This window comes from Pseudomonas sp. D1-1, from assembly GCF_051132225.1.
In the GTDB taxonomy this organism is placed as follows: Bacteria; Pseudomonadota; Gammaproteobacteria; order Pseudomonadales; family Pseudomonadaceae; genus Aquipseudomonas.
On record NZ_CP071676.1, the window covers coordinates 5124813 to 5150195 of the forward strand.

The 25383-nt window shown below is 62.2% G+C and carries 25 protein-coding genes; 8 read left to right on the forward strand and 17 right to left on the reverse strand.

Annotated elements, in window-relative coordinates; genetic code table 11:
- Positions 1-27: 27 nt before the first annotated feature.
- On the reverse strand, positions 28-348 hold the full coding sequence (locus tag J3P86_RS23120) for a hypothetical protein (RefSeq protein ID WP_434571622.1): 321 nt from the start codon (positions 346-348) through the stop codon (positions 28-30).
- Between the two features lie 293 nt (positions 349-641).
- Here J3P86_RS23120 and leuS point away from each other — a divergent pair, with 293 nt between their 5' ends.
- From leuS to J3P86_RS23145, 5 genes are all read left to right on the forward strand, one after another.
- Positions 642-3248: a leucine--tRNA ligase gene (leuS, locus tag J3P86_RS23125; RefSeq protein ID WP_434698952.1), complete on the forward strand. Its 2607-nt coding sequence runs from the start codon at positions 642-644 to the stop codon at positions 3246-3248.
- Positions 3249-3338: 90 nt separating this feature from the next.
- Positions 3339-3944 carry an LPS assembly lipoprotein LptE gene (gene lptE, locus J3P86_RS23130; protein WP_434627978.1) on the forward strand — a complete coding sequence of 202 codons (606 nt, stop codon included), beginning with the start codon at positions 3339-3341 and terminating at the stop codon, positions 3942-3944.
- A 39-nt stretch (positions 3945-3983) separates the two neighbouring features.
- Entirely contained in the window at positions 3984-5021 is a 1038-nt protein-coding gene (holA, locus tag J3P86_RS23135; protein WP_434571617.1) for a DNA polymerase III subunit delta, read from the forward strand.
- Between the two features lie 147 nt (positions 5022-5168).
- Positions 5169-5333, forward strand: a complete 165-nt coding sequence (arfA, locus tag J3P86_RS23140) for an alternative ribosome rescue factor ArfA (RefSeq protein ID WP_030140368.1) — start codon at positions 5169-5171, stop codon at positions 5331-5333.
- 72 nt (positions 5334-5405) lie between these two features.
- Complete coding sequence (locus J3P86_RS23145) at positions 5406-6728, forward strand: lytic murein transglycosylase (protein ID WP_434698953.1); 1323 nt, start codon at positions 5406-5408, stop codon at positions 6726-6728.
- A 112-nt stretch (positions 6729-6840) separates the two neighbouring features.
- Here the strand turns inward: J3P86_RS23145 and J3P86_RS23150 are convergent, their stop codons facing one another.
- The 13 genes from J3P86_RS23150 to J3P86_RS23210 all read right to left on the reverse strand — a co-directional run bounded on the left by J3P86_RS23150 (position 6841) and on the right by J3P86_RS23210 (position 20418).
- Complete coding sequence (locus J3P86_RS23150) at positions 6841-7779, reverse strand: S66 peptidase family protein (RefSeq protein ID WP_434627972.1); 939 nt, start codon at positions 7777-7779, stop codon at positions 6841-6843.
- Positions 7780-8811: 1032 nt separating this feature from the next.
- Complete coding sequence (gene lipA, locus J3P86_RS23155) at positions 8812-9834, reverse strand: lipoyl synthase (protein WP_014340371.1); 1023 nt, start codon at positions 9832-9834, stop codon at positions 8812-8814.
- 1 nt (position 9835) lies between these two features.
- The gene (lipB, locus tag J3P86_RS23160; protein WP_305498585.1) at positions 9836-10483 is read right to left on the reverse strand and encodes a lipoyl(octanoyl) transferase LipB; all 648 of its coding nucleotides are present in this window, start codon (positions 10481-10483) and stop codon (positions 9836-9838) included.
- Positions 10483-10758: a DUF493 domain-containing protein gene (locus J3P86_RS23165; RefSeq protein WP_434627963.1), complete on the reverse strand. Its 276-nt coding sequence runs from the start codon at positions 10756-10758 to the stop codon at positions 10483-10485. Before J3P86_RS23165 ends, lipB begins: the two co-directional genes overlap by 1 nt.
- A gap of 82 nt (positions 10759-10840) precedes the next feature.
- Positions 10841-11998 (reverse strand): D-alanyl-D-alanine carboxypeptidase family protein, encoded by a 1158-nt coding sequence (locus J3P86_RS23170; protein WP_434571608.1) that lies wholly within the window; start codon positions 11996-11998, stop codon positions 10841-10843.
- A gap of 310 nt (positions 11999-12308) precedes the next feature.
- Positions 12309-13334 (reverse strand): septal ring lytic transglycosylase RlpA family protein, encoded by a 1026-nt coding sequence (locus J3P86_RS23175; RefSeq protein ID WP_434698954.1) that lies wholly within the window; start codon positions 13332-13334, stop codon positions 12309-12311.
- On the reverse strand, positions 13334-14344 hold the full coding sequence (gene mltB / locus J3P86_RS23180) for a lytic murein transglycosylase B (protein WP_434627960.1): 1011 nt from the start codon (positions 14342-14344) through the stop codon (positions 13334-13336). Before mltB ends, J3P86_RS23175 begins: the two co-directional genes overlap by 1 nt.
- A 17-nt stretch (positions 14345-14361) precedes the next feature.
- The gene (gene rodA / locus J3P86_RS23185; RefSeq protein WP_305501174.1) at positions 14362-15465 is read right to left on the reverse strand and encodes a rod shape-determining protein RodA; all 1104 of its coding nucleotides are present in this window, start codon (positions 15463-15465) and stop codon (positions 14362-14364) included.
- Between the two features lie 31 nt (positions 15466-15496).
- Positions 15497-17392 (reverse strand): penicillin-binding protein 2, encoded by a 1896-nt coding sequence (gene mrdA / locus J3P86_RS23190; protein WP_434698955.1) that lies wholly within the window; start codon positions 17390-17392, stop codon positions 15497-15499.
- Between the two features lie 10 nt (positions 17393-17402).
- Positions 17403-17870 carry a 23S rRNA (pseudouridine(1915)-N(3))-methyltransferase RlmH gene (gene rlmH, locus J3P86_RS23195; protein ID WP_003185785.1) on the reverse strand — a complete coding sequence of 156 codons (468 nt, stop codon included), beginning with the start codon at positions 17868-17870 and terminating at the stop codon, positions 17403-17405.
- A 9-nt stretch (positions 17871-17879) separates the two neighbouring features.
- A complete protein-coding gene (gene rsfS / locus J3P86_RS23200; protein WP_434571605.1) occupies positions 17880-18374 on the reverse strand; it encodes a ribosome silencing factor in 495 nt (164 codons plus the stop codon).
- A 72-nt stretch (positions 18375-18446) separates the two neighbouring features.
- Complete coding sequence (nadD, locus tag J3P86_RS23205) at positions 18447-19118, reverse strand: nicotinate-nucleotide adenylyltransferase (protein WP_434574088.1); 672 nt, start codon at positions 19116-19118, stop codon at positions 18447-18449.
- A gap of 28 nt (positions 19119-19146) precedes the next feature.
- Complete coding sequence (locus J3P86_RS23210) at positions 19147-20418, reverse strand: glutamate-5-semialdehyde dehydrogenase (RefSeq protein WP_434698956.1); 1272 nt, start codon at positions 20416-20418, stop codon at positions 19147-19149.
- A 198-nt stretch (positions 20419-20616) separates the two neighbouring features.
- Between J3P86_RS23210 and J3P86_RS23215 the strand changes: the two genes are divergently transcribed.
- Entirely contained in the window at positions 20617-21297 is a 681-nt protein-coding gene (locus tag J3P86_RS23215) for a DNA-3-methyladenine glycosylase (protein WP_370871057.1), read from the forward strand.
- A gap of 278 nt (positions 21298-21575) precedes the next feature.
- Positions 21576-22892, forward strand: coding sequence for a bifunctional DedA family/phosphatase PAP2 family protein (locus J3P86_RS23220; protein ID WP_434698957.1), 1317 nt, complete (start codon positions 21576-21578; stop codon positions 22890-22892).
- A gap of 142 nt (positions 22893-23034) precedes the next feature.
- Here J3P86_RS23220 and J3P86_RS23225 read toward each other — a convergent pair whose 3' ends face one another.
- From J3P86_RS23225 to J3P86_RS23235, 3 genes are read right to left on the reverse strand one after another with little or no spacing between them, the layout of a single operon-like run.
- Positions 23035-23625, reverse strand: a complete 591-nt coding sequence (locus tag J3P86_RS23225; protein ID WP_434571597.1) for an LON peptidase substrate-binding domain-containing protein — start codon at positions 23623-23625, stop codon at positions 23035-23037.
- 10 nt (positions 23626-23635) lie between these two features.
- The gene (locus J3P86_RS23230; protein ID WP_305498569.1) at positions 23636-24352 is read right to left on the reverse strand and encodes an LrgB family protein; all 717 of its coding nucleotides are present in this window, start codon (positions 24350-24352) and stop codon (positions 23636-23638) included.
- A complete protein-coding gene (locus J3P86_RS23235; protein WP_434672891.1) occupies positions 24349-24714 on the reverse strand; it encodes a CidA/LrgA family protein in 366 nt (121 codons plus the stop codon). The genes J3P86_RS23230 and J3P86_RS23235 overlap by 4 nt, the downstream gene beginning before the upstream one ends.
- A gap of 189 nt (positions 24715-24903) precedes the next feature.
- Between J3P86_RS23235 and J3P86_RS23240 the strand changes: the two genes are divergently transcribed.
- Entirely contained in the window at positions 24904-25359 is a 456-nt protein-coding gene (locus J3P86_RS23240; RefSeq protein WP_305498567.1) for a MaoC family dehydratase, read from the forward strand.
- The last annotated feature ends 24 nt before the right edge of the window (positions 25360-25383 follow it).

Below are 25383 nucleotides of genomic sequence, written 5' to 3' on the forward strand. Positions count from 1 at the left end.
AAAAAAGCGACACGCGTGGATCCGGCTTCACTTGAACTGCAGCGAGCGGACCTTTACAGCATCCTTGTCGGGCGTCCGGTCCTTGAGCCAGACAACCTTGGCCGGACGGGGCGCATCGAGACGCTTGTTTGCCTGGACACCACTGGAGGAGGCCTGGTGCCCGACCTGCTCAAGGTAAGCCTTGACGACTTCGAACTCTGCGGGGCTCAAGCCGCGTAGTTCCAGCTCTGCCGGGCGTTCATCACGCAAGCGACCGGCGGTTCTTGCCGCGTCCAGGGCCACCCCGAGACGATCGATCAGTTTTTCGTACAGCTCAGGTGTAGCGACTTTTCGTTGTGATTCAACCATCCCTCACCTCATTGAAGATAAGACTCACTCCCCATTGAGAAGCTTAGCTTCGCTGGGCAAACCGGCAGGACGCCGCGACCAACGGCCCTGAACGCCGGCCGTCGGCAATGGTCGGCAACGCCTGGACACGCAATCAAGGTTTCCCTCGGCAGAGCGCGGTCATGTATGCTACGGCGCTTCCTGTAACTCCACTTCCAGCTTGGCTGGGCATCGAAAACGCCGCATTCGGCGTCGTCTGCGTCCAGCATGGCCACGAAGAGGATTGGGCCACCCCATTCAGTACAAAAGTAGCCATGCACGAACACTACCAGCCCCGTGAAATCGAAGCCGCCGCCCAGTCGTTCTGGGATGAGCAAAAGTCCTTTGAAGTCAGTGAACAGCCAGGCAAGGAGACGTACTACTGCCTGTCGATGTTCCCTTACCCCAGCGGCAAGCTGCACATGGGGCACGTGCGCAACTACACCATCGGCGACGTGATCTCCCGCTACCAACGCATGCAGGGCAAGAATGTCCTGCAACCGATGGGTTGGGACGCCTTCGGCATGCCGGCGGAAAACGCCGCGATGAAAAACAACGTGGCCCCTGCCAAGTGGACCTACGAAAACATCGCCTACATGAAGACCCAGCTGCGCAGCCTGGGCCTTGCGGTGGACTGGTCCCGCGAGGTCACCACCTGCAAGCCCGAGTACTACCGCTGGGAGCAGTGGCTGTTCACCCGCCTCTTCGAAAAAGGCGTGATCTACCGCAAGAACGGCACCGTGAACTGGGACCCGGTGGACCAGACCGTACTGGCCAACGAGCAGGTCATCGACGGTCGCGGCTGGCGCTCCGGCGCGCTGATCGAAAAGCGCGAGATCCCGATGTACTACTTCAAGATCACCGCGTACGCGGATGAACTCCTGGAGAGTCTCGACGAGCTGACCGGCTGGCCCGAGCAGGTCAAGACCATGCAGCGCAACTGGATCGGCAAGTCCCGGGGCATGGAAGTGCAGTTCCCGTACGACGTCGCCTCCATTGGCGAGGCCGGCACCCTGAAAGTCTTCACCACCCGTCCGGATACCCTGATGGGCGCCACCTACGTAGCCGTGGCCGCCGAACATCCGCTGGCGACCCTCGCAGCGCAGAACAACCCCGAGCTGCAGGCGTTCATCGCCGAATGCAAGGGCGGCAGCGTCGCCGAAGCCGATGTCGCCACCCAGGAAAAGAAAGGCCTGCCGACCTCGCTGTTCGTCGAACACCCGCTCACCGGCGAGAAACTTCCGGTGTGGGTCGCCAACTACGTGCTGATGCACTATGGCGACGGCGCCGTGATGGCCGTGCCGGCTCACGACGAACGCGACTTCGAGTTCGCCCACAAGTACAACCTGCCAGTCAAACCGGTCGTGCGCACCAGCGCCGGTGACCAGACCCCGGCGCCATGGCAGGATGCCTATGGCGAGCACGGTGAGCTGATCAATTCCGGCGAGTTCAACGGCCTGGATTTCGCCGGTGCGTTCGACGCCATCGAAGTCGCCCTGATCAAGAAGAACCTTGGTGCCTCGCGCACCCAGTTCCGCCTGCGTGACTGGGGCATCAGCCGCCAGCGCTACTGGGGCTGCCCGATCCCGATCGTGCATTGCGACACCTGCGGCGATGTACCGGTACCGGAAGACCAGTTGCCAGTGGTCCTGCCGGAAGACGTCGTACCCGACGGCGCCGGCTCGCCCCTGGCGCGCATGCCCGAGTTCTACGAATGCAGTTGCCCGAAATGCGGCGCACCGGCCAAGCGTGAAACCGACACCATGGACACCTTCGTCGAGTCCTCGTGGTATTACGCCCGCTACGCCTCGCCGCATTATGAAGGCGGCCTGGTGGAAAAATCCGCGGCCGACCACTGGTTGCCGGTGGACCAGTACATCGGCGGCATCGAACACGCCATCCTGCACCTGCTCTACGCGCGCTTCTTCCACAAGCTGATGCGCGACGAAGGCCTGGTGAGCTCCAACGAGCCGTTCAAGAACCTGCTGACCCAAGGCATGGTGATCGCCGAGACTTACTATCGTCGCGAAGCCAATGGTGCCTATACCTGGTTCAACCCGAGCGACGTCGAGCTCGAACGCGACAGCAAAGCCAAGGTCATCAGCGCCAAGCTGATCGCCGATGGCCTGCCGGTGGAAATCGGCGGCACCGAGAAGATGGCCAAGTCGAAGAACAACGGCGTCGACCCACAGTCGATGATTGATCAGTTCGGCGCGGACACCTGCCGCCTGTTCATGATGTTCGCGTCGCCACCCGACATGAGCGCCGAATGGTCCGACTCCGGCGTCGAAGGCTCGCACCGCTTCCTCAAGCGCGTCTGGCGCCTGGCCCAGGCTCACGTCAGCCAGGGTCTGCCAGGCAAGCTGGACCTCGCCGGCCTGAACGACGAGCAGAAAGCCATTCGTCGCTCGATTCACCTGGCGATCAAGCAGGCCAGCCATGACGTCGGCCAGAACCACAAATTCAACACGGCCATCGCCCAAGTAATGACGCTGATGAATGTGCTGGAAAAAGCCGCGCAAGACACCGAACAGGATCGCGCGCTGGTTCATGAAGGCCTGGAAGCGGTGACGCTGCTGCTCGCGCCAATCACCCCGCACATCAGCCATGAACTGTGGAATCAACTGGGTCACGCCGACCCGGTGATCGACGCCGGTTGGCCGGTGGTGGACGAAACAGCGCTGGTACAAGACAGCCTGACCCTGGTCATCCAGGTCAACGGCAAGCTGCGCGGCCAGATCGACATGCCGGCCGCCGCCACTCGCGAAGAAGTCGAAGCCGCCGCACGCGCCAACGAAAACGTACTGCGCTTCGTCGATGGCCTGACGATCCGCAAAGTGATCGTCGTGCCCGGCAAACTGGTCAATATCGTCGCAAGCTAATTGGATCGGGCGTCCAGGCCACCGGCCGGACGCCGAATATGACCTGCGGGGCCGCACAGTCGGCCCATGGGTTTCAAGGGGAGCAACAAGATGATCAAACGTAATCTGCTGGTTATGGGCCTGGCGGTCCTGCTGAGCGCCTGCGGCTTCCAGCTGCGCGGCACTGGCACCACCGAGCTGGCCATCAAGGAACTGGACCTCAGCGCGCGGGACGCTTATGGCGATACCGTGAAAATGCTGCGTCAGACCCTGGAAAACAGCGGTGTGAAAGTCTACAGCGGCGCACCGTACAAGCTGGTATTGGCAAGCGAACAGCAAAGCCAGCGCAGCCTCAGCTATGCCGGCGCCGGTCGTTCGGCCGAGTACGAGCTGACCAACGTGTTGAACTACGAAATCCGCGGCCAGAATGGTCTGTCGCTGCTGGATGACAAGCTGCAGGTGCAGAAGGTCTACCTGCACGACGGCAACAACATCACCGGTTCCGATCAGGAGTCCGTCGAAGTACGCGGCGAAATGCGTCGTGAACTGGTCCAGCGCATGATGCTGCGCCTGCAACAGCTGAGCCCCGCTCAACTGGACCAGTTGCAACAGACCGCCGACGCTCGCGCCAAGGCCGAAGCCGAAGCGCTGGAAGCGGCACGCAAGGCTGAGGCGGAAACCCCGCAACAGTCGCCGTTGCAGATCCCGGCTCAATAAGCCTTGCGGGGCGCTCCGGCGCCCCGCTCGCCTGCGCCTATGAAACTCGCTCCCGCTCAACTCGGCAAACACCTGCAAGGCGCGCTCGCGCCCGTCTATATCATCAGCGGCGATGACCCGCTGCTGTGCCAGGAAGCCGCCGACGCCATCCGCTCTGCCGCCCGCCAGCAAGGTTTCGACGAACGCCAGGTGTTCGCCGCCGACGCCAGCTTCGATTGGGGTACGTTACTGCAGGCCGGGGCAAGCATGTCGCTGTTCGCCGAGAAACGCCTGCTGGAACTACGCTTGCCCTCCGGTAAACCCGGTGACAAGGGCGCCGCCGCGCTGATCGAATACTGCTCGCGGCCCGCCGAGGACACGGTACTGCTGATCAGCCTGCCGAAACTCGACGGCAGCGCGCAGAAAACCAAGTGGGGCAAGGCGCTGGTCGAAGGCCAGCAGACTCAGTTCGTGCAGATCTGGCCGGTGGATGTCAGTCAGTTGCCCAGCTGGATCCGCCAGCGCCTGTCCCAGGCCGGCCTGTCGGCCAGCCAGGACGCGGTTGAGCTGATTGCCGCCCGGGTCGAAGGCAACCTGTTGGCCGCCGCCCAGGAAATCGAAAAACTCAAGCTGATGGCCGAGGGTGGCCAGATCACAGTGGAAACGGTCCAGGCGGCCGTGGCCGACAGCGCACGCTTCGATGTCTTCGGGCTGACCGACGCGATCCTCAACGGTGAAGCCGCCCACGCCTTGCGCATGCTTGAAGGCCTGCGGGGCGAAGGCGTCGAACCGCCGGTGATTCTCTGGGCGCTGGCCCGGGAGTTGCGCCTGCTCGCGAACCTGTCGTTGCAATACAGTCAGGGCGTGCCGCTGGACAAAGCCTTCAGCCAGGCCCGGCCGCCGGTATGGGACAAACGCAAACCGTTGATGAGCAAGGCGCTGCAACGTTACTCGGCATCACGCTGGGCGCAATTGCTGCTCGAAGCCCAGCGCATCGACGCACAGATCAAGGGCCAGGCCGCAGGCTCGCCGTGGATGAGCCTGAGCCGGTTGTCGCTGTTGATGGCCGGCCAACGGCTGTCATTACCCGCTGAATAAACCGGTACCTGTGGCGAGGGGGCTTGCTCCCTCGCGACAAAATCTCTCCATCCAGACGACATAACCAGCACGGTCCAGGGACTGGACAAAAACCCAGCTCTGTCCCATGATTGCCTCGCGAAAAACCATCCCCAAGAGAGATCCGTCATGAGCAAAAAGCCATCCAGGCATGGCCCCAACAAGGCCAAGTCCATCGTCGCCCAGCCCCTGTTCCGCAGCCGCCAGGAACGACCCGCCAAGGGCAAAGGCAGCTACCGCCGCGAAGCCTTCCAGTCTGACAACTGGGAGGCTTCTTGCTTTCTGGCAGCCTGAAACACTCGAACAAGCTCTACAGCCCCTGCCCATGTTAAGGTCAGCACTTGATTCGTTTATCTGGACCCGTGCATGCCCCTCCGCCTTTCCCGTCGTTGGCCACTGCGCCAATTGATAGCTGCCGCAAGCGTTGCGTTATTGGTCGCCTGCGCTGAAAAACCCACCGCCGCCGATGCCCAACCGCTCAAGACCCTGCCTGCCGTGACCGCACCGGCCATCGTGCCGCCCGTAGTGCCGACCGGGGAGAACCTGGATATTGCGCCGACCCAGACCTTCGCCGAATGGCAAGCCGGGTTTCGCAAGGAAGCACTGGCCGCCGGGATCCGGGCCGACCTGTTCGACCGTGCCTTCATCGGCGTCAGCCCGGACATGAGCGTGATCAAGGCGGATCGCAGCCAACCTGAATTCAGCCGGCCGGTATGGGAATACCTCGATGGCGCCTTGTCACCTTTGCGGGTGCGCAAAGGCCAGGCCTTGCTCCAGCAGCACGCCGACATCCTGCAAAGCATCGAACAGCGCTACGGCGTTGATCGCCAGGCGCTGGTAGCGGTGTGGGGCATGGAGAGCAATTTCGGCCAGTTCCAGGGGACCAAGTCAGTGATCAACTCCCTGGCCACCCTCGCCTACGAAGGACGGCGTCCGGGCTTTGCCCACGCACAACTGATTGCCGCGCTGCAAATTCTGCAACAGGGCGATATCACCCCGGAAAAGATGCTCGGCTCCTGGGCCGGCGCCATGGGCCAGACCCAGTTCATTCCAACCACCTACAACACCCATGCAGTCGATTTCGATGGCGATGGGCGTCGTGATATCTGGGGCAGCGCCACCGACGCCCTGGCCTCGACCGCGCACTACCTGCAAAGCTCCGGCTGGCAGCGCGGCCAACCATGGGGATTCGAGGTCTCGCTCGGTGAAGGCTTCGACTACACCCTGGCCGATGGCACGATTCGCAAAGCCGTCTCCGAATGGGAGCGCCTGGGCGTTTCCGAATATGGCGGTTTGCCGATTGCCCCGGATGAGAAACAGCTCTCGGCTTCCCTTCTCCTGCCGGCAGGCCATCGCGGCCCGGCATTCCTGATATTCGACAACTTCCGAGCCATCCTCAAGTACAACAACTCATCGTCCTACGCCTTGGCGGTTGGGCTGTTGTCACAGCGCTTCGCCGGCGCAGGCCTGGTCTACGGCCAGTGGCCAAAGGAAGACCTTCCCCTGAGCCGCAGCGAACGTATCGAACTGCAGACCCTGCTGGGCAAGCACAACTACGATGCGGGCACGCCCGACGGCATTATCGGCGCCAACACCCGCAAGGCGATCCGCGGCGCCCAGCAGTCGTTTGGCTGGCCGGCGGATGGGTATCCGACGCACAAGTTGCTGGAGGCGTTGCGTAGTCGCTGAATTGCCGTACGGCGGCTGACGCTTTCGCGAGCAGGCTCGCTCCCACAGGTGCTCATGTATTCCCTGTGGGAGCGAGCCTGCTCGCGATGACTGACTATCAGGCAACAGAAAATTAGCGGCTGACCACCACATCCTGCTCCAGCACCAACCTCTTCTCCCCCGCATCCAGCGTCACCAGCGCGCCCATCGGCAACGTCAGGTTCGGATCACAATGCCCGCTGCGCCAGCCGGACAACACCGGAATACGCAGTGGTTCGAAGGTCTGCTTGAACAAGCGGTTCAGCGCCTCGCCATCCACACCGGCGACATCCCCCAATAGCACGCCTCGCAGCTTCGCCAGGGTGCCTGCCAGCCGCAATTGGGTCAGCAGACGGTCGATGCGATATAGCGGCTCATTGACGTCCTCGACCAGCAGGATCACGCCTTCGGCATCAATTTCGTAGGGCGTGCCCATGGTTGCGGCGATCATCGACAGATTGCCGCCCAACAGGCGCCCTTGGGCAATGCCGGGTTCCACGGTAGTCAATGGATAGGCTGCGGGATGGCTCAGTACGTCGCCCGCTTTCAATTGGCCGCGCAGCAGGCTGAAAAAGGACGTGACGGTCGGGGGCTCCTTATCGCCCAGCAGGTCGGCGTTGAGCAACGGTCCGTGAAAGGTCACGAAGCCGGCGTAACGGCTGATTGCCAGATGCAGGGCGGTGATGTCGCTGTAGCCGACGAAGGGCTTGGGGTTTCGTTTAATAAGCTCGAAGTCGATGCGATCGAGCAGGCGGGGGGTGCCGTAGCCTCCGCGCAGGCAGATGATCGCGTTTACCTCTGGGTCGGCGAAGGCGGCGTGCAGGTCGTTCAGTCGTGTATCGTCGCTGCCGGCCAGGTAGCCGTCTTTTTCGTAGACGCCGGGGAAAATTCGCAGATCATGGCCCCTGGCGCGCATCCATTGGATGGCTTTTTCGGTGTCCAATGGGGCTGGGCCGGCGGGGGCGATCACTCCGATCAGGCCTTCTTGAAGGAGGGCCGGGACGGGGTGGTGTGGGATTAGGGTGTGGGCCATGGGTTTTCCGGTTTTTTGATCGTGTGAATATCCGTTTCTGCGGTAATGGCTGCTTAGGGTTCCGCTCTTACAGCGGGTCACTTTTGGTAAAGCGCCAAAAGTAACCAAAAGCGCTTTGCCCCACCACTCGGCACCTCGCCTAGGCTCGGTGTGCCCTCACTCCGGCATTGCTCCGTGGGCCCGCCGCGAAGGGCCATCCATGGCCCAGCGCGGCTATCCCGGCATCCATGCCGGGATGCCCACTACGCAATGCCTGCGTTCGGCCAGCGTGGTTTAACGGGGCGCTGAGATCAGAGTCAAAAGCAGAGCAAGAGCAAGAGCAAGAGCAAGAGCAAGAGCAAGAGCAAGAGCAAGAGCAAGAGCAAGAGCGAGACATGTGCCAGTAACTATTTAGCTGAACCACCGCCATCGCGAGCAAGCTCGCTCCCACATTCGATCTTCGGCTGACGCAGATTTCACGACGTACAGAGAATCACTGTGGGAGCGAGCCTGCTCGCGAAGAGGCCAGCACATCCAACATTTTCATCGACTGACAATCCGCTTTCGCGAGCAAGCCCGCTCCCACAATTGATCTTCAGCAACCACAAAATTTGCGTACAACGCAGCCCCTTGTGGGAGCGGGCTTGCCCGCGAAGGGGCCGTCACATCCAACATCTTCATTGGCTGGCACACTGCCTTCGCGAGCAGGCTCGCTCCCACAGAAGAAACGCAATCCCGACAAACCAGGTCGGCCCTAAGGCCGCCTCGCGGTGGACGTTGATTTCGGCGCCCCGTTAACCACGCTGGCTGAACGGAGGTGTTGCGTAGTGGGCACCTCGGCATGGATGCCGAGGTAGCCGCGCTGGGCCAGGGATGGCCCTTCGCGGCGGCCCACGGAGCAATGCCTGCGTTCAGGCATGCCGAGCCTAGGCGAGGCACCGAGTGGTGGGGCAAAAGCGTTTTGGTTACTTTTGCGCTTTATAAAAGTGACCCGCTGTAAGAGCGGAACCGTCAGCCGCCATTACGCAAAAAACGGATATACCCCCAAAAAACTCAGGAACCCAAAAGCTCAGCCTTGACCAACTTAGCCTGCTCATCCGCATGATAAGAAGACCGCACCAACGGCCCCGAAGCAACGTTCTTGAAGCCCATCTTGTACCCCTCCTCCGCAAACCAGGCAAAGGTATCCGGATGCACAAAACGCTGCACCGGCAAATGGCTACGGGAGGGCTGCAGGTATTGGCCCAGGGTCAGCATGTCGATGTCGTGCTCACGCATGCGCTTCATGACCTCGATGACTTCCTCATCAGTCTCACCCAGGCCCAGCATCAAGCCAGACTTGGTCGGAATATGCGGCATCATCTGCTTGAAACGCTGCAGCAGGGTCAACGACCACTGGTAGTCCGAACCAGGACGCGCAGCCTTGTACAGGCGTGGCACGGTTTCCAGGTTGTGGTTGAACACATCCGGCGGCTCGGCGGCGGTGATTTCCAGGGCAATGTCCATGCGGCCACGGTAATCAGGCACCAGGGTTTCCAGCTGCACGTTCGGCGACAGCTTGCGAATCTCGCGGATGCAGTCGGCGAAGTGCTGGGCACCGCCGTCACGCAGGTCGTCACGGTCCACCGAGGTGATGACCACGTATTTCAGCTTCAGGTCGGCGATGGCGATGGCCAGGCTTTCCGGCTCGTTGGTATCCAATGGCTTCGGACGGCCATGGCCGACGTCGCAGAACGGGCAACGACGGGTGCAGATGTCGCCCATGATCATGAACGTCGCGGTGCCGCCGGAGAAGCACTCGCCCAGGTTCGGGCAGGAGGCTTCTTCGCAGACGCTGTGCAGCTTGTGCTTGCGCAGCAGGGCCTTGATCCGGTCGACTTCCGGAGAGACCGGGATGCGCACGCGGATCCAGTCGGGTTTCTTCGGCAGTTCGGTGGTCGGGATGATCTTGACCGGAATGCGTGCAACCTTCTCGGCGCCGCGCAGCTTGACGCCGGCCTCTACCTTGGCACGCGGGGCCGGACGTTCGGTGACGTCCAGCGTCGGGATCATGGTTTGCACTGCATCAGTAGTCATATCAGTCGATTCCGCCCGTGAGGGTCGTCTGCTCAGCATAGTCGAGGTGTTTGACGAGCTGCGCGCGCAGCCGGGCACTTACCTCGGCAAATTCAATCGATCCTGTGTGATCGCGCAGCTGGGTCATTGCCAGCCCTGCATAGCCACAGGGATTAATCCGTCTAAACGGTTCAAGATTCATGTCCACGTTCAACGCCAGGCCATGGAACGAACAGCCATGGCGGATGCGCAAGCCGAGCGAGGCGATCTTCGCCCCGTCGACGTAGACGCCCGGTGCATCCGGCTTGGCAGCCGCGGTCACACCGTAGCTGGCGAGCAGCTCGATCAGGCACGTCTCCATGCGGGTGACCAGCTCGCGCACGCCGAACCCCAGCTTGCGCACATCCAGCAACAGGTAGGCAACCAGTTGGCCGGGGCCATGGTAAGTCACCTGCCCGCCCCGGTCGACCTTCACCACCGGGATATCGCCCGGCAGCAGCAAGTGCTCGGCCTTGCCGGCCTGGCCCTGGGTGAACACCGGCGGGTGTTCCACCAGCCAGACTTCGTCGTCGGCGCTGGTGCCACGTTCGTTCGTGAAGCGCTGCATGGCGTGCCAGACCGGCTCGTAAGCCATGCTGCCCAGCTCGCGAAAGCCCAGCGTGCCCGGCATCACAACACCATATGCACGAAACCGGTCGCTCGCAGCTCGCTGTTGATGTCGTAGAGCTGTTCCTGGCCGGTGGCAATGATGTGCAACTGGATGGTCGTGTATTTGCCGTTGGTACTCTGGCGCTCGGCCAGGGTGTTGTGGTCAACGGTGGCGTGTTTTTCAAGGATCGCGATGATCTTGTCCTTGAAGCCCACACCGGTATCGCCGATTACCTTGATCGGATAATCCGCGCAGGGAAATTCGATCTTTGGCGCTTTTACTTCGGAGTCTGTCATGGCGTAACGGCCTCGCAAGCCGTGATAACGAACATGGCCCCGCACCGGAAAGGAACGGGGCCATGCAGGTCAACACTCGAAATCAGTTGAACAAGCCGTAGAAGAATAGACGGATGCTATCCCACATGCGGCGGAAAATACCACCTTCCTCGACCGCGTCCAGCGCGATCAGGTCGGCGCTGTGCACCACCTTGTCGTCCAGTTTGACTTCGACCTTGCCGATCACGTCACCCTTGGCGATAGGCGCGGTCAGCTGAGGGTTCATGGTCATGCTGGCGGCAAGCTTCTTGAGCTGGCCTTTAGGCAAGGTCATGGTCAGGTCCTGCGCCAGGCCGGCTTTCACCTGGTTGCTGGTGCCTTTCCACACCTGGGCCTGGGCCAGTTCGGTGCCCTTCTGGTAGAAGGTCTGGGTTTCGAAGAAGCGGAAACCGTAGGTCAGCAGCTTCTGGGTCTCGGCGGCGCGGGCCACTTCGCTGTTGGTGCCGAACACCACGGCGATCAGGCGCATGCCGTCACGAACCGCCGAAGACACCATGCAGTAGCCAGCCTCCTCGGTGTGGCCGGTCTTCAGGCCATCGACGGTCTTGTCGCGCCACAGCAACAGGTTGCGGTTAGGCTGCTTGATGCCGTTCCAGAAGAATTCCTTCTGGGAGTAGATCGCGTAATGCGCAGGGTCTTCGTGGATGATTGCCCGGGCCAGGATCGCCATGTCGTGAGCCGAGGAATAATGCTCGGGGTTCGGCAGGCCGGTCGGGTTCATGAAATGGCTGTTGGTCATGCCCAGGTCGGCGACCGTCTTGTTCATCATGTCGGCGAACGCGTCTTCGCTGCCGGCGATGTGCTCGGCCAGGGCGACGCTGGCGTCGTTGCCGGACTGGATGATGATGCCGTGCAGCAGGTCGCTGACAGTCACTTGCGAACCGACCTTGATGAACATCCGCGAACCGCCGGTGCGCCAGGCGTTTTCGCTGACGGTCACCGGATCGTTCTCACCGATCTGGCCGCGACGGATCTCCAGCGTGGCGATGTACGCGGTCATCAGCTTGGTCAGGCTGGCCGGTGGCAGGCGCTGGTCACCATTGTTCTCTACCAGCACATTGCCGCTGCTGGCATCCATGAGGACATAGGCTTTGGCCGCCAGTTGCGGAGGCGAAGGCATCATCTCGACCGCGAACGCGGCCGGAGAGAGAAGCAGCGGGACTAGCAGGCAAAGGCGTTTGGCAAAGGTGGTGATGTTCATCCGTCTCTCGAAATCGCTAATGGGACTGCCCGTAGGCAAAAACTAAACAGGCAGCTTTCTAGGCTTTGTATGAAAAGTGCCTGCGCGACGATCATGCTGCGTTGAAAACAGGCTCGGAATGCTCATTGACAACCAGTCAACTCCGCTTCCTCGCCTGTTTTCGCCTTGCCTGATCGCCGCTCGGCGACTTCTCATACAAACCCTCGAGCTGCCGCGTATTTAAGTTGCTCACTCACACCCCTGCCGGGCTTTTGTTATTCGTGGAGCCAACAACCTGACCCGCCCAAACCACGAGCGGGCCCTCAATCAATCATTCGGACGTGACCAGGCTCGGCGAACCGAGATTGGCCAGGCGCACGCTATTCTGTACCTGCTGGACCTCACCCGGAGAACCGATCGGCCCCAGGCGCACTCGATGCAGGGTCTGCTGGTTGCGCACGATCGAGCTGATGAACACCGGCGCGCTGACCATCGAGCTCAGCTTCGACCTCAACAGTTCTGCAGCGTCCGGGTTGGCGAACGCGCCCACTTGCAGATACTGGCCAGAGGCTGTTGCAGAAGCGTTTTTTTTTGCATCGATCTGCACCGGCACCACGGCCGCGGCGTGTTGCTGCGGCGGCGGCGTCCATTGCTCGACCGTGCCGGTGGAGGCCGTCACGGTCGGCGCGGCATTTTGCGCCACTTTTGGTTCGTTGAGCATCAAAGGCGCCGGACGGCCACGCTGGGCCCACCATTCCTGCGGATCGATGCCTTCGACCTTGACCCGGGCGGTGCCGGTTTCAGCGTAACCGAGCTTTTTCGCCGCTGCATACGACAAGTCGATGATGCGGTCGGAATAGAACGGCCCACGGTCGTTGACCCGCAGGATCACGCTCTTGTTGTTGTCCAGGTTGGTCACCCGCACATAACTGGGCAGCGGCAGGGTCTTGTGCGCGGCGCTCATGCCATACAGGTCGTAGACCTCGCCATTGGCGGTGTTCTGGCCGTGGAACTTGGTGCCATACCAGGAAGCCGTGCCCGAGGCGACATAGCGCTTGGATTCGGCCATCGGGAAATAGGTCTTGCCCAGCACCGTATACGGGTTGGCCTTGTAGGGGCCGGTGTGCAGGGTCGGTGTCGCGTCGGGAATGCGCGAGACATCGACATCCCACCACGGCGCGCCATCCTTGTGGGCCCGGTTGATGTCCAGGCCCGGTGTGGCCCGCACGACGTTGGGACTTTTCTGGGTCGGTGCGCGACTGGTCGAACAGCTCACGACCAGCAAAGACAGCGCCGCCAATGCCACCAGCTTGAGGGGCCTGGCTTTCAGGGGTTGATAGGTAGGCATTGCCCGCATTATTTGACGCCCCGTGCTTTGACCAGCTCTTCAGACAGTTGATATACGGCCATGGCGTACATCACGCTGCGGTTATAACGCGTAATCGCGTAGAAATTCTTCAGGCCCATCCAGTATTCGGGGCCCTGCTCGCCTTCCAGGCGCATCGCGGTGACCGGCATGTCGTCACGCAGCGCATCATGACTCGACCAGCCCAGCGCTCGCAACTCCCCGACGGTTTTTGTCGGCTCGATGCCCGTGGTCAGGCCTTGGTCCACCTGGTCGCCAAGCACGTCCGCAAGGCTGACCACAGGCTCGCCGGCCTCCCAGCCATGCCGTTTGAAATAACTGGCAACACTGCCGATGGCATCGGTCGGGTTGGTCCAGATATTGATGTGGCCGTCGCCGTCGAAGTCCACCGCATAGGCGCGGAAACTGCTGGGCATAAATTGTGGCAAGCCCATGGCCCCGGCGTAGGAGCCCTTGAGGGTCAGCGGATCGACCTGCTCTTCACGGGCCAGCAGGAGGAATTCGCGTAGTTCCTTGCGGAAGAACTCGGCGCGCGGCGGGTAATCGAAGCCCAGGGTCGACAAGGCGTCGATCACCCGGAAATTCCCGGTGTTGCGGCCGAAGAAGGTCTCGACGCCGATAATCGATACGATGACCTGGGCCGGTACGCCATATTCCTGCTCGGCGCGGGCCAGGGCGGCTTCGTGCTGGCGCCAGAAGTCCACACCCCGGGCGATACGCGCCTCGGTGATGAACATCGGCCGGTACTCGCTCCACTGCTTGACCCGCTCGGCGGGCCGGGAAATCGCGTCGAGGATCGACTGCTTGCGCTCGGCCTCGCGAAACACCCCCATCAGCTGTTCGCCGGCAAAACCGTAGTCGCGAGTCATCTCACCGACGAATTCGGCCACCTGCGGCGAGCCTTCGTATTCGCCGGCCAGGGCCTGCGGCGCACAGCCCAGGAAGCCGACCAGGCCGACCCACGGCGCATATCGCGTCGACCAGCCACGCATTGCTTGCATTGAACTCTTCACCTTATTCAAACCTGCGCGATCCACTTGCGATGCGTATGGATCGACATCAAAACCCCAAACGCTGACAGTAGCGTCACCAGCGAAGTTCCTCCGTAGCTAATGAACGGCAACGGCACCCCCACCACCGGCAGCAGGCCACTGACCATACCGATGTTGACGAAAACATAAACAAAAAACGTCATGGTCAGGCTGCCCGCCAGCAACTTGCCGAACAGCGTCTGGGCCTGGGCGGTGATCACCAACCCGCGCCCGATCAACAGCAGATAGATCAGCAACAGCACGCAAATGCCCACCAGGCCGAACTCCTCGCCCATCACGGCGATGATGAAGTCGGTGTGGCTTTCCGGCAAAAAGTCCAGGTGCGACTGGGTGCCCATCAGCCAGCCTTTGCCGAACACCCCGCCGGAACCGATGGCGGCCTTGGACTGGATAATGTTCCAGCCGGTGCCCAGCGGATCGCTTTCCGGGTCGAGGAAAGTCAGTACCCGCTGCTTCTGGTAGTCGTGCATCACGAAATACCACATGGCCACCGACACCGGCACGGCGGCGGCGATCACGCTGAGGATCCAGCGCCAGCGCAACCCGCCCATGAACAGCACGAACGCACCCCCGGCGAGGATCAGCAGCGAGGTGCCGAGGTCCGGCTGGCGGACGATGAGAATGAACGGAATGCCGATCAGCAACAGACTGATACACACATGCTTGAGCTGCGGCGGCAAGGACCGCTTGGACAAGTACCAGGCAATGGTCGCGGGCATGATGATCTTGAGAAATTCCGAAGGCTGGAAGCGGATCACCCCGGGGATGTTGATCCAGCGGGTGGCGCCCATGGCGTTGTGGCCCATGATGTCGACCACTACCAGCAAACCCACGCCGACCACGTAGGCCAGCGGCACCCAGCGCGCCATGAACCGTGGTTCGAGCTGGGCGATGACGATCATCGACACCAGGCCGATGCCGAACGAGGTGGCCTGCTTGGCCAGCAGGTCCCAGCTCTTGCCACTGGCCGAATACAGCACGAACAGGCTGCCGGCGGCCAGCGTCAGCAACAGGATCAGCAACGGACCGTCGATGTGCATGCGCTGCAGCAAGGTGGCGCGACGGCGCATCACATCTTCGCTGGAGAGGATACGGTCGAAATTATTCTTCACGGGCCGTAGCCTCCGCGCTGATGGGGCTTGCGAATTCGGGCTTGAGCTGGCCGTGCTCATCCAGCAGCCAGGCGTCCATGATCTGGCGCACCACCGGCGCGGCGACGCCGGAGCCGGATTCACCGTTCTCGACCATCACCGACACGACGATCTTCGAGTTCTCGGCGGGCGCGAAGCCAACGAACAAGGCGTGGTCGCGATGGCGTTCCTGGACCTTGGAGCGGTCGTACTTCTCGCCCTGCTTGATCGCTACCACCTGGGCGGTACCGCTCTTGCCGGCAATGCGGTATTGCGCGCCGATGGCCGCCTTGCGCGCGGTACCCCGGGCGCCGTGCATGACCTGCTGCATGCCGTTGTTGACCTTCTGCCAGTCCGACGGGTTGCGCAGGATGATGTCCGGCATCGGGTCCGGGTCCACCGGTTTCTGGCCTTCGATGGTCTTCGCCAGGTGCGGCCGATACCATTTGCCTTTGCTCGCCACCAGCGCCGTGGCCTGGGCCAGTTGCAGCGGCGTGGCCTGCATGTAGCCCTGGCCGATCCCCAGGATCAGGGTTTCGCCGGGGAACCAGGCCTGGCGGCGAGTCGCCCGCTTCCATTCCCGGGACGGCATCAGGCCCGGAGACTCTTCGAACATGTCCAGGGAGACTTTCTGACCAAGGCCGAACTTGTTCATGTAGGACGACAGCCGATCAATCCCCAGCTTGTGGGCCAAGTCATAGAAGTAGGTGTCGTTGGACCGCATGATCGCCGCTTCCAGGTCCACGTAGCCGTCACCGGTGCGGTTCCAGTTACGGTACTTGTGGTCGTAGTTGGGCAATTGGTAATAACCCGGGTCATAGACCCGGCTCGACGCGGTCACCACTCCGGCATCCAGCCCGGCAATCGCCACGGCCGGCTTGATGGTCGAACCCGGCGGATAAAGGCCACGCAGCACGCGGTTGAACAACGGCCGGTCGATGGAATCGCGCAGCTCGGCGTAGGCCTTGAAGCTGATGCCGGTGACGAACAGGTTCGGGTCGAAACTCGGCTGGCTGACCATCGCCAGGACTTCGCCGGTGTTCGGGTCCAGCGCAACCACCGCGCCACGTCGTCCACCCAGCGCCGCTTCGGCGGCTTCCTGCAACTTGATGTCGAGGCTCAGGACGATGTCCTTGCCTGGAATCGGGTCGGTACGCTTGAGCACGCGCAGTACGCGGCCGCGAGCGTTGGTCTCGACCTCCTCGTAGCCGACCTGGCCGTGCAGCTCGGCCTCGTAGAAGCGCTCGATGCCGGTCTTGCCGATATGGTGGGTGCCGCTGTAGTTGACCGGATCGAGGGTCTTGAGCTCTTTTTCGTTGATCCGCCCCATGTAGCCGACCGAGTGGGCGAAGTGCGGCCCCTGGGGATAATGCCGCACCAGCTGCGCCACCACCTCGACGCCCGGCAGGCGGAACTGGTTAACCGCGATCAGGGCGATCTGTTCTTCGGTCAGCTCGAACATGATCGGCACCGGCTCGAAGGGGCGCCGGCCCTGGCGCATGCGCTTCTCGAAGATCGCCCGGTCCTCGGGGGTCAGTTGCAGCACTTCGACGATCACGTCGAGGACTTTCTGCCAGTCACCGGACCGCTCGCGTGTCATGCTCAGGCTGAAGCTCGGCCGGTTATCGGCCACCACCACGCCATTGCGGTCGAAAATCAGCCCGCGGGTCGGCGGGATCGGCTGCACGTGGACGCGGTTACTTTCCGACAGGGTCGAGTGGTACTCGTACTGGATCACCTGGAGGAAATACAGCCGCGCGATCAGCACGCCGATCAGCGTGACCACCGTAATGGCGCCGAACACGACGCGGCCCCGCACCAGGCGGGCGTCTTTTTCGTGGTCCTTGATGCGGATCGGCTGAGGCATGGGGGCAGGATTACTTGTGATAAGGGTGCCCGGACAGGACTGTCCAGGCACGATACAACTGTTCACCGATCAGGATCCGCACCAGCGGGTGCGGCAACGTCAGGGGCGACAACGACCAGCGTTGATCGGCCCGGGCGCAGACTTCCGGCGCCAGCCCTTCCGGACCGCCGACCATGAAATTGACCGTGCGCGAATCCAGCCGCCAGCGATCGAGCTCCACCGCCAGTTGCTCGGTACTCCAGGGTTTGCCATGAACTTCGAGTGTGACGATGCGCTCGTTCGGCCCGACCTTGGCCAGCATGGCTTCACCTTCCTGGCGGATAAAGCGCGCCACGTCGGCGTTCTTGCCGCGGGTATTGAGCGGAATTTCCACCAGTTCCAAAGCCAGCTCGGACGGAAGACGCTTGGCATATTCATGCCAGCCTTCTTCCACCCACTTGGGCATGCGAGAACCGACGGCGATCAGGCGCAGTCGCACAGCGATCCCTTATTGCTGGTCTTTGTTGAGCTTGGTGAAGTGCTCATGGGTGTTTTCCGGGCTGTGGTGCGCGGCGCTGGCCGAACGGCTCTGCTCGGCACCGGCCCACAGGCGCTCCAGGTCATAGAACTGGCGCGCCGAGGCGGTCATCATGTGCACGATGACGTCGTCCATGTCCAGCAGGACCCAGTCGCTGTCGCCCTTGCCTTCTTCGCCCAACGGCTTGACGCCCTGGGCCTTCACCGCTTCGCGGACCTTGTCGAGCATCGCGCCGATCTGGCGGTTCGAGGTACCGGTGGCGATGATCATGTAGTCGGTGATGCTCTGCTTTTCGCGAACGTCGATCACCTGGATGTCCTGGGCCTTGACGTCTTCCAGGGCCGCCACGGCCACCTTGACCAGTTCTTCACCGACCAGCGCCACGCCGGTTGGCGCTTCTACCGGCAGCGGGGCGCTCTTGAAAGTGCCCTTGCGCTTTACTTTGTTCAGGTCTTTGTCAGTCATATAAAACTCGTTTTGCTCGTATGTTCGGGCGCTTCGGTACACGTTGATTCGTGTCGGCGGAGCACGCCTTGTTCAGTTCGACGCACGGTACAGACCGTGCGCATCGATGTAGGCCAGGACCGCGTCGGGCACCAGGAAACGTACCGACTTACCGCTGGCCAGCAGTTGACGGATCTGGGTGGCGGATACCGCGAGCGGCGTCTGCCAGACGAATGCAATCTGTCCGCTCGGCCCCTTGAGGGCCAGCGGGTCGCTCACCGAGCGCGCCGCCAGCAGGTTGCGCAAGGCATCCGGCGGTTCGCTGTCGGCATCCGGGCGTTGCAGCACCAGGATGTGGCAATGCTGGAGCAACTCTTCCCAGCGGTGCCAAGTGGGCAGGCCGCAAAATGCGTCCCAGCCCAGAAGCAGGAAAACCTGGGCATCGGCGGCCAACTCGGCGCGCATCAGCTCCAGGGTATCAATGGTGTAGGACGGTTTGTCCCGCTGCAATTCGCGGGCGTCCACCACCAACGGCGCCACACCGGCCACCGCGCACTCGACCATCGCCAGGCGATCCTGCGCCGACACCTGCGGTGTATCCCGATGAGGTGGCCGAGCGCTGGGCGTCAGGCGCAGCTCATCGAGGGCCAGGGCATCGGCGACTTCCAGCGCACCGCGCAAATGGCCGATGTGCACCGGGTCGAACGTACCGCCCAGGATACCGATGCGCTTTGGCGCGGTCGCCGTCACAGCGGGCGTAGTCATGGAGGCCAGTGGGTCGAGGTCGCCCAAGTCAGGCTGGCTCCTGTCCGCGCAACTGGCCGTCGCCGACCACGATGTACTTCTCGCAGGTCAGGCCTTCCAGGCCCACCGGGCCCCGGGCGTGCAGCTTATCAGTAGAAATGCCGATCTCGGCACCCAATCCGTATTCGAAGCCGTCGGCAAAACAGGTCGGGGTGTTGATCATCACCGACGCCGAATCCACTTCAGCCACGAAGCGCCGGGTTTCGCCCTGGTGCTCGCTGACGATGGAATCGGTGTGGTGGGATCCGTGGCGATTGATGTGCTCGATGGCCTGGTCCAGCCCGTCCACCACGCGGATCGACAGGATTGGCGCGAGGTATTCGGTGTCCCAGTCCTCTGGCGTGGCGACTGCGGCCTCGATGATCGCCCGGGTGCGCTCGCAGCCACGCAGCTCGACGCCTTTTTCGCGGAACTGGGCCGCCATCGACGGCAGGAAATCCCCAGCAACGGTCTGGTCCACCAGCAGGGTTTCCATCGCGCCGCAGATGCCATAACGGTAGGTCTTGGCATTGAAAGCGATGCGCTGGGCCTTGGGCAATTCGGCGTGGGCGCTGACGTAGACATGACAGATGCCGTCCAGGTGCTTGATCACCGGTACGCGGGCGTCGCGGCTGACCCGTTCGATCAGGCCCTTGCCGCCACGCGGGACGATAACGTCGACGAACTCGGGCATGGTGATCAACGCGCCGACCGCGGCGCGGTCGGTGGTCTCCACCACTTGCACGACCGCCGCCGGCAGGTTGGCTTCGGCCAGCCCGCGCTGGATGCAGGCGGCAATCGCACGGTTCGAATGGATCGCCTCGGAACCGCCGCGCAGGATGGTCGCGTTACCCGACTTCAGGCACAGGCTCGCGGCGTCGATGGTCACGTTCGGCCGCGACTCGTAGATGATCCCGACCACACCCAGCGGCACGCGCATCTTGCCGACCTGGATACCCGATGGCCGATAGCTCATGTCGCGAATCGCCCCGACCGGGTCCGGCAGAGCCGCCACCTGACGCAGACCGACGATCATGCCGTCGATGCGTGCCGGAGTCAGCGCCAGGCGCTCAAGCATGGCCGGCTCGAGCCCATTGGCCCGGCCGGCGGCCAGGTCCAGCTCGTTGGCGGCGGACAGCTCGGCGCGCGCAGCGTCCAGCGCATTGGCGGCGGCCTGCAGGGCGCGATTTTTCTGCGCGGTGCTGGCACGACCGATGATGCGCGACGCTTCGCGGGCGGCGCGACCCAGGCGGGTCATGTAGTCAAGAACGGACTCAGTCATGGTCTGTGTGGTCTTGGCAAAGAGGAAAGCGGCAGATTATAGCTGTCGTAACCCGCGACTAACAGCATGGACTGACAGCGGTGACCGGCGGAGAAGCAAAACCGGCATGAATCGCTAGTGTTTCCGTGAATGTTCAGCGGTAATTAAGCTTTCCATTGTTATCATCTCGCTACTTTTGGCCCTGTTCCGTCCATGACCATGACCGATTCGCCTCCGATGCCCACTGCTTTGCCACACGCTTTTTTTGACCGCGACGCCCAGGAGCTTGCCAAGGATCTGCTGGGCAAGGTGATTCGCCACAAGGTTGGCGACCTGTGGCTGAGCGCGAGGATCATCGAGACCGAAGCGTATTACTTCGCCGAAAAGGGCAGCCACGCCTCGTTGGGCTACACGGAAAAGCGTAAGGCTTTGTTTCTGGATGGCGGCCACATCTATATGTACTACGCGCGGGGCGGCGATTCGCTGAATTTCAGCGCCCAAGGCCCGGGCAATGCCGTATTGATCAAATCGGCGTATCCCTGGGTGGACGCCATCAGCGGCCCGGCAAGCCTGGCGCAGATGCTGTTGAACAACCCCGATGCGCAAGGCCGGCCACGTACACCGCAAAAACTTTGTGCCGGACAGACCTTGCTGTGCAAGGCGCTGGGCCTGAAAGTGCCGGACTGGGACGCCAGACGCTTCGACCCTGAACGGCTGCTGGTGGAGGATGTGGGTGTGCCGACGGTCAATGTGATCCAGACCACTCGCCTGGGCATCCCGCTGGGACGAGATGAGCACCTGCTTTACCGCTTCGTCGACGCCGCCTATGCGCCATGGTGCACCCGCAACCCGTTGCGACGGGGGCAGGTCGAGGGGCGGGATTATTTTCTGCTTTCTTGAATCGACAATTTGCCCTGTGGGAGCGAGCCTGCTCGCGAAGAGGACACTCCTGCACCATTGATGTTGACTGATACTCCGCCATCGCGAGCAAGCTCGCTCCCACACCGGATCTTCAGTGGACGCGGATTTTGCTACACCCGGAATTACCCTGTGGGAGCGAGCTTGCTCGCGATGGCGTCAGGTTTGTGAAGTGAAGGCTGGCTGACACACCGCTTTCGCGAGCAGGCTCGCTCCCACAGTAAAAACATGCGGTTTGAACAATAAATGGAGTTGTCCTTATGGGCCCTTGGCTCGATAGCATTACCGGCTGGCTGACCGTCAACCCGCAATGGCTGGCGGTGGCGGTGTTTGTCGTTGCTTGTATTGAATGCCTGGCCATCGCCGGGTTGATCGTGCCGGGCACTGTTTTGCTATTTGCGATCGCGGTGCTGGCCGGCAGCGGCGCTTTGTCCCTGGGCGAGACGTTGTTGCTGGGCCTTCTGGGAGGGCTGCTGGGGGACCTGGTGTCCTATTTCCTCGGCCGGCATTTCCACCAGAACATCCGGCGCCTGCCGGGGCTGCGGCAACATCCGGAATGGATGAGCGCGGCCGAGAGCTACTTCCAGCGCTATGGAATCGCCAGCCTGCTGGTGGGGCGGTTTATCGGACCGTTGAGGCCGATGCTGCCGATGGTAGCCGGGATGTGCGACATGCCGTTCCCACGCTTCGCCGCCGTCAGCGTGCTCGCCGCGGCGGGCTGGACCATAGCCTACCTGCTGCCGGGCTGGGCCACCGGCGCGGCGTTCCGCCTGCCGTTGCCCGAAGGTTTCTGGCCGCAGGCCGGCGTGGTCATCGGCAGCATCGCCGTGATGCTCGGGCTGAGTGTCAACAGCAGCCTGCGGCGTCATCGCCATGCCTCAGCGATCATCGCAAGTGTCGGTCTGGCGATCCTGATCGGCCTGTTTGTCGGCTTTCGTTACCTCACAGCCTTCGACCAGGGCCTGATGACCCTGGTGCAGGAGCATCGCAGCGCGACCCTGGACGAGATTGCCGTGACGTTCACGCTGATCGGTGAATTCCGCTACATGTTGATCGTCTGCAGCCTGGTGACCGTGTTGCTGCTGTTTGCACGACAATGGCGGCAGGCAATCTTTGCCGGCGGCACGATGCTGCTCACGGCCCTGGCCAACACTGGATTGAAACTGTTTTTCGCCCGCGTGCGCCCTGAGATCCTCAGCGAACCCTTGACCAGCTACAGCATGCCCAGCGGCCACGCCTCCGGCGCTTTCGCCCTGTTCCTGAGCCTGGCGATACTGGCCGGCCGCGGCCAACCACCGCGCCTGCGCCTGACCTGGCTGCTGCTCGGCTCGTTACCTGCGCTGGCGATTGCCTTGTCGCGGGTGTACCTGGGCGCCCACTGGCCGAGCGACATTGTCGCCGGTGCCGTGCTCGCCGCCACGGTCTGCGCCGCTGTCCTCTGGCTAAGCCAGCGCCAGGAACCGCTGCGCGCCATGTCGCCGAAAGTCTGGTGGCTGGTCCTGCCGGCGCTGGCGGCGGCGTTCAGCTTCTTCGCCCTGCGGCATCTTCCGCATGCGATGTTGCGGTATGCCTATTGATGCCGAGACACTGTAAGCCATCCTGTGGGAGCGAGCTTGCTCGCGATGACGGCTGCACATTCGATATTAATGCAAGCTGATCCACCGCTATCGCGAGCAAGCTCGCTCCCACAGGGTCCAGCGGTGTTCGGTAGAAATGAGGTCAGGCAAACAGCTCACCCTGCAACTCATCCAGCAAGGCCTGGATCGCATCCAGGCGCTGCTGCGGGTCGTCGAGCTGCAGCAGGTCGATCTTGTCCAGTTCGTTGAATGGCAGCAGATAGGCCAGTTGATTGGCCAATGACTGCTGACCGGTAGCCTCGGTGCCCATGTTCAGCGCCTCGACCATCGGGTGTTCCGCCAGGGCCCTGAGCAGCGCCACCAGGTCGGCATCCTCGTCCTGCAGCGGTTGCTCCGGCTCGTCTTCCAGCCACTCGATTTCAGCGACAGTCAGTTGATCCGGCTGGACACTGCTGGCATGCACGATGAAGCGCCGGCCGCCCTGCACACGAATGCCCAGCAGGCCGTTGTCCTGCTGGGAGAAGTCGGTAATCAGCGCCTCGCAGCCCACCCGGGCATAACCGTCGGGCGCGATACCGACCTCTTCGCCGTCAAGGATGCAGACCACCCCGAAGCCTTCGCCTTTTTTCATGCAGCGCCCGATCATATCGAGGTAACGTGCCTCGAAAATCTGCAGGTCGAGGATGCAACCGGGAAACAGCACGGTGTTCAATGGGAAAAGCGGCAAGCTCATAACCTGTTCCTTAGACCGTCATCGACACCACCAGCGGCAGCAGCACCGCCGTGGCCACGCCCATCAGACTCATCGCCAGCGCCGCGAAGGCACCGGACTCCTCGCTTTCCTGCAAGGCCACCGACGTACCCACCGCATGGGCAGTCAGCCCCAAGGCTATGCCCCGGGCCTCAGGGCTATGGACACCGAGCCGGGTCAGAATGCTCGGGCCGAGGATCGCGCCAAGCACCCCGGTGATCAGCACGAACACCGCCGCCATCGCCGCCACGCCACCGATCTGCTCGGCCACCAACATGGCGATCGGCGAGGTGACCGACTTGGGCGCCATGGTCATCAGAATCATGTGTTCGGCGCCAAAAGCCCAGCCCAGCACCACCGCTGAGCCGGTGGCAAACACCCCGCCTATCACCAGCGTAGTAAAAATCGGCCAGAACAATTGGCGGATTCGCCGCAGGTTCAGGTACAACGGCACCGCCAACGCCACGGTCGCGGGGCCCAGCAAAATGCTGAGGATTTCGGTGCTTTTGCGATATTCCGCGTAGCTGATGCCGCAGCCGACCAGCACGACGATCAACAGCACCATCGACATCAATACCGGCTGCAGGAACACCCAACGGGTCTTTTCATACGCCGCCAACACCAACTGGTAGGCGCCCAGGGTAATGCCGATGCCGAACAGTGGATGGTGAATCACCGACGTCCAGGCCCCCTGCCAATCGAACATCATCGGGCATCCTCCGGCTCGACGATATGGCGCCGGGCCAAACGTTGCATCAGCACGCCCGTCAGCGCCACGGAGAGCACCAGCGACAACACCAGCGCGCCAACGATGGCCCAGAAGTCGGCAGCGATCGCCCGGGCATAGACCATCACGCCCACCGCCGGCGGCACCAGCAGCAACGGCAGATAACGCAGCAGGCTGCCGGCGGCAAGGTTCAACGGCTCGCTGACTTCGCCACGGACGATCAGATAGCCCAGCAACAACAGCAGCCCAATGATCGGCCCCGGCAGGATCGGCAGGAACAAATGATTGATGGCGGTGCCCAGCAATTGGAACAGCACCAGCCAGGTCAGGCCCCGTAGCAACATCCGTTCTCTCCCCTGTAACACGTGTTCAAGCATGCGCGCGCATTATAAACACGCCCGCGCTATGGGTCGGCATTCGTAAAAAGCATGGTCGATGACCGGCCCCGCCGGTCATGTTGATCTACAGTGGTTTGCGGGGACACAGATCCCCGTTCCAGAAAAAATAGAACAGATGACCCCAGGAGAGTCTCAATGCCCTACGTTCCCGTTGCAGAGCTCAAGGATTATGTCGGCAAGGAACTTGGATACTCCGACTGGCTGACCATCGACCAGGAGCGCATCAACCTGTTCGCCGAAGCCACCGGCGACTTCCAGTTCATCCACGTCGATCCGGTCAAGGCCGCGCAGACCCCGTTCGGCAGCACGATCGCCCACGGGTTCCTGTCGCTGTCGCTGATGCCCAAGCTGATGGAAGACATCCTGCTCCTTCCTGAGGGGGTGAAGATGGTGATCAACTACGGGCTGGACAGCGTGCGCTTCATCCAGCCAGTGAAAGTCGATTCCAAGGTCCGGCTCAAGGTCGACCTGGTGGACGTTACCGAGAAAAAACCTGGCCAATGGCTGCTCAAGGCCACCGCCACCCTGGAAATCGAAGGCTCGGAAAAACCAGCCTATATCGCCGAGCCGCTGTCACTCTGCTTCGTATAGGCCCTTGCGATCGCGAAACCGCTC

Bases quoted from the DNA above. Each gene is read 5' to 3' on its own strand.
- holA (WP_434571617.1), top strand. From the start codon at position 3,984: ATGAAACTCGCTCCCGCTCAACTCGGCAAACACCTGCAAGGCGCGCTC.
- J3P86_RS23175 (WP_434698954.1), bottom strand. From the start codon at position 13,334: ATGCGGGCAATGCCTACCTATCAACCCCTGAAAGCCAGGCCCCTCAAG.
- mltB (WP_434627960.1), bottom strand. From the start codon at position 14,344: ATGCAAGCAATGCGTGGCTGGTCGACGCGATATGCGCCGTGGGTCGGC.
- J3P86_RS23220 (WP_434698957.1), top strand. From the start codon at position 21,576: ATGGGCCCTTGGCTCGATAGCATTACCGGCTGGCTGACCGTCAACCCG.
- J3P86_RS23215 (WP_370871057.1), top strand. From the start codon at position 20,617: ATGACCGATTCGCCTCCGATGCCCACTGCTTTGCCACACGCTTTTTTT.
- nadD (WP_434574088.1), bottom strand. From the start codon at position 19,118: ATGACTACGCCCGCTGTGACGGCGACCGCGCCAAAGCGCATCGGTATC.
- J3P86_RS23240 (WP_305498567.1), top strand. From the start codon at position 24,904: ATGCCCTACGTTCCCGTTGCAGAGCTCAAGGATTATGTCGGCAAGGAA.
- J3P86_RS23230 (WP_305498569.1), bottom strand. From the start codon at position 24,352: ATGATGTTCGATTGGCAGGGGGCCTGGACGTCGGTGATTCACCATCCA.
- lptE (WP_434627978.1), top strand. From the start codon at position 3,339: ATGATCAAACGTAATCTGCTGGTTATGGGCCTGGCGGTCCTGCTGAGC.
- lipB (WP_305498585.1), bottom strand. From the start codon at position 10,483: ATGCCGGGCACGCTGGGCTTTCGCGAGCTGGGCAGCATGGCTTACGAG.
- J3P86_RS23120 (WP_434571622.1), bottom strand. From the start codon at position 348: ATGGTTGAATCACAACGAAAAGTCGCTACACCTGAGCTGTACGAAAAA.
- leuS (WP_434698952.1), top strand. From the start codon at position 642: ATGCACGAACACTACCAGCCCCGTGAAATCGAAGCCGCCGCCCAGTCG.
- J3P86_RS23145 (WP_434698953.1), top strand. From the start codon at position 5,406: ATGCCCCTCCGCCTTTCCCGTCGTTGGCCACTGCGCCAATTGATAGCT.
- lipA (WP_014340371.1), bottom strand. From the start codon at position 9,834: ATGACTACTGATGCAGTGCAAACCATGATCCCGACGCTGGACGTCACC.
- J3P86_RS23150 (WP_434627972.1), bottom strand. From the start codon at position 7,779: ATGGCCCACACCCTAATCCCACACCACCCCGTCCCGGCCCTCCTTCAA.
- J3P86_RS23165 (WP_434627963.1), bottom strand. From the start codon at position 10,758: ATGACAGACTCCGAAGTAAAAGCGCCAAAGATCGAATTTCCCTGCGCG.
- arfA (WP_030140368.1), top strand. From the start codon at position 5,169: ATGAGCAAAAAGCCATCCAGGCATGGCCCCAACAAGGCCAAGTCCATC.
- J3P86_RS23235 (WP_434672891.1), bottom strand. From the start codon at position 24,714: ATGTTGCTACGGGGCCTGACCTGGCTGGTGCTGTTCCAATTGCTGGGC.
- mrdA (WP_434698955.1), bottom strand. From the start codon at position 17,392: ATGCCTCAGCCGATCCGCATCAAGGACCACGAAAAAGACGCCCGCCTG.
- J3P86_RS23210 (WP_434698956.1), bottom strand. From the start codon at position 20,418: ATGACTGAGTCCGTTCTTGACTACATGACCCGCCTGGGTCGCGCCGCC.
- J3P86_RS23170 (WP_434571608.1), bottom strand. From the start codon at position 11,998: ATGAACATCACCACCTTTGCCAAACGCCTTTGCCTGCTAGTCCCGCTG.
- rsfS (WP_434571605.1), bottom strand. From the start codon at position 18,374: ATGACTGACAAAGACCTGAACAAAGTAAAGCGCAAGGGCACTTTCAAG.
- rodA (WP_305501174.1), bottom strand. From the start codon at position 15,465: ATGCGCCGTCGCGCCACCTTGCTGCAGCGCATGCACATCGACGGTCCG.
- J3P86_RS23225 (WP_434571597.1), bottom strand. From the start codon at position 23,625: ATGAGCTTGCCGCTTTTCCCATTGAACACCGTGCTGTTTCCCGGTTGC.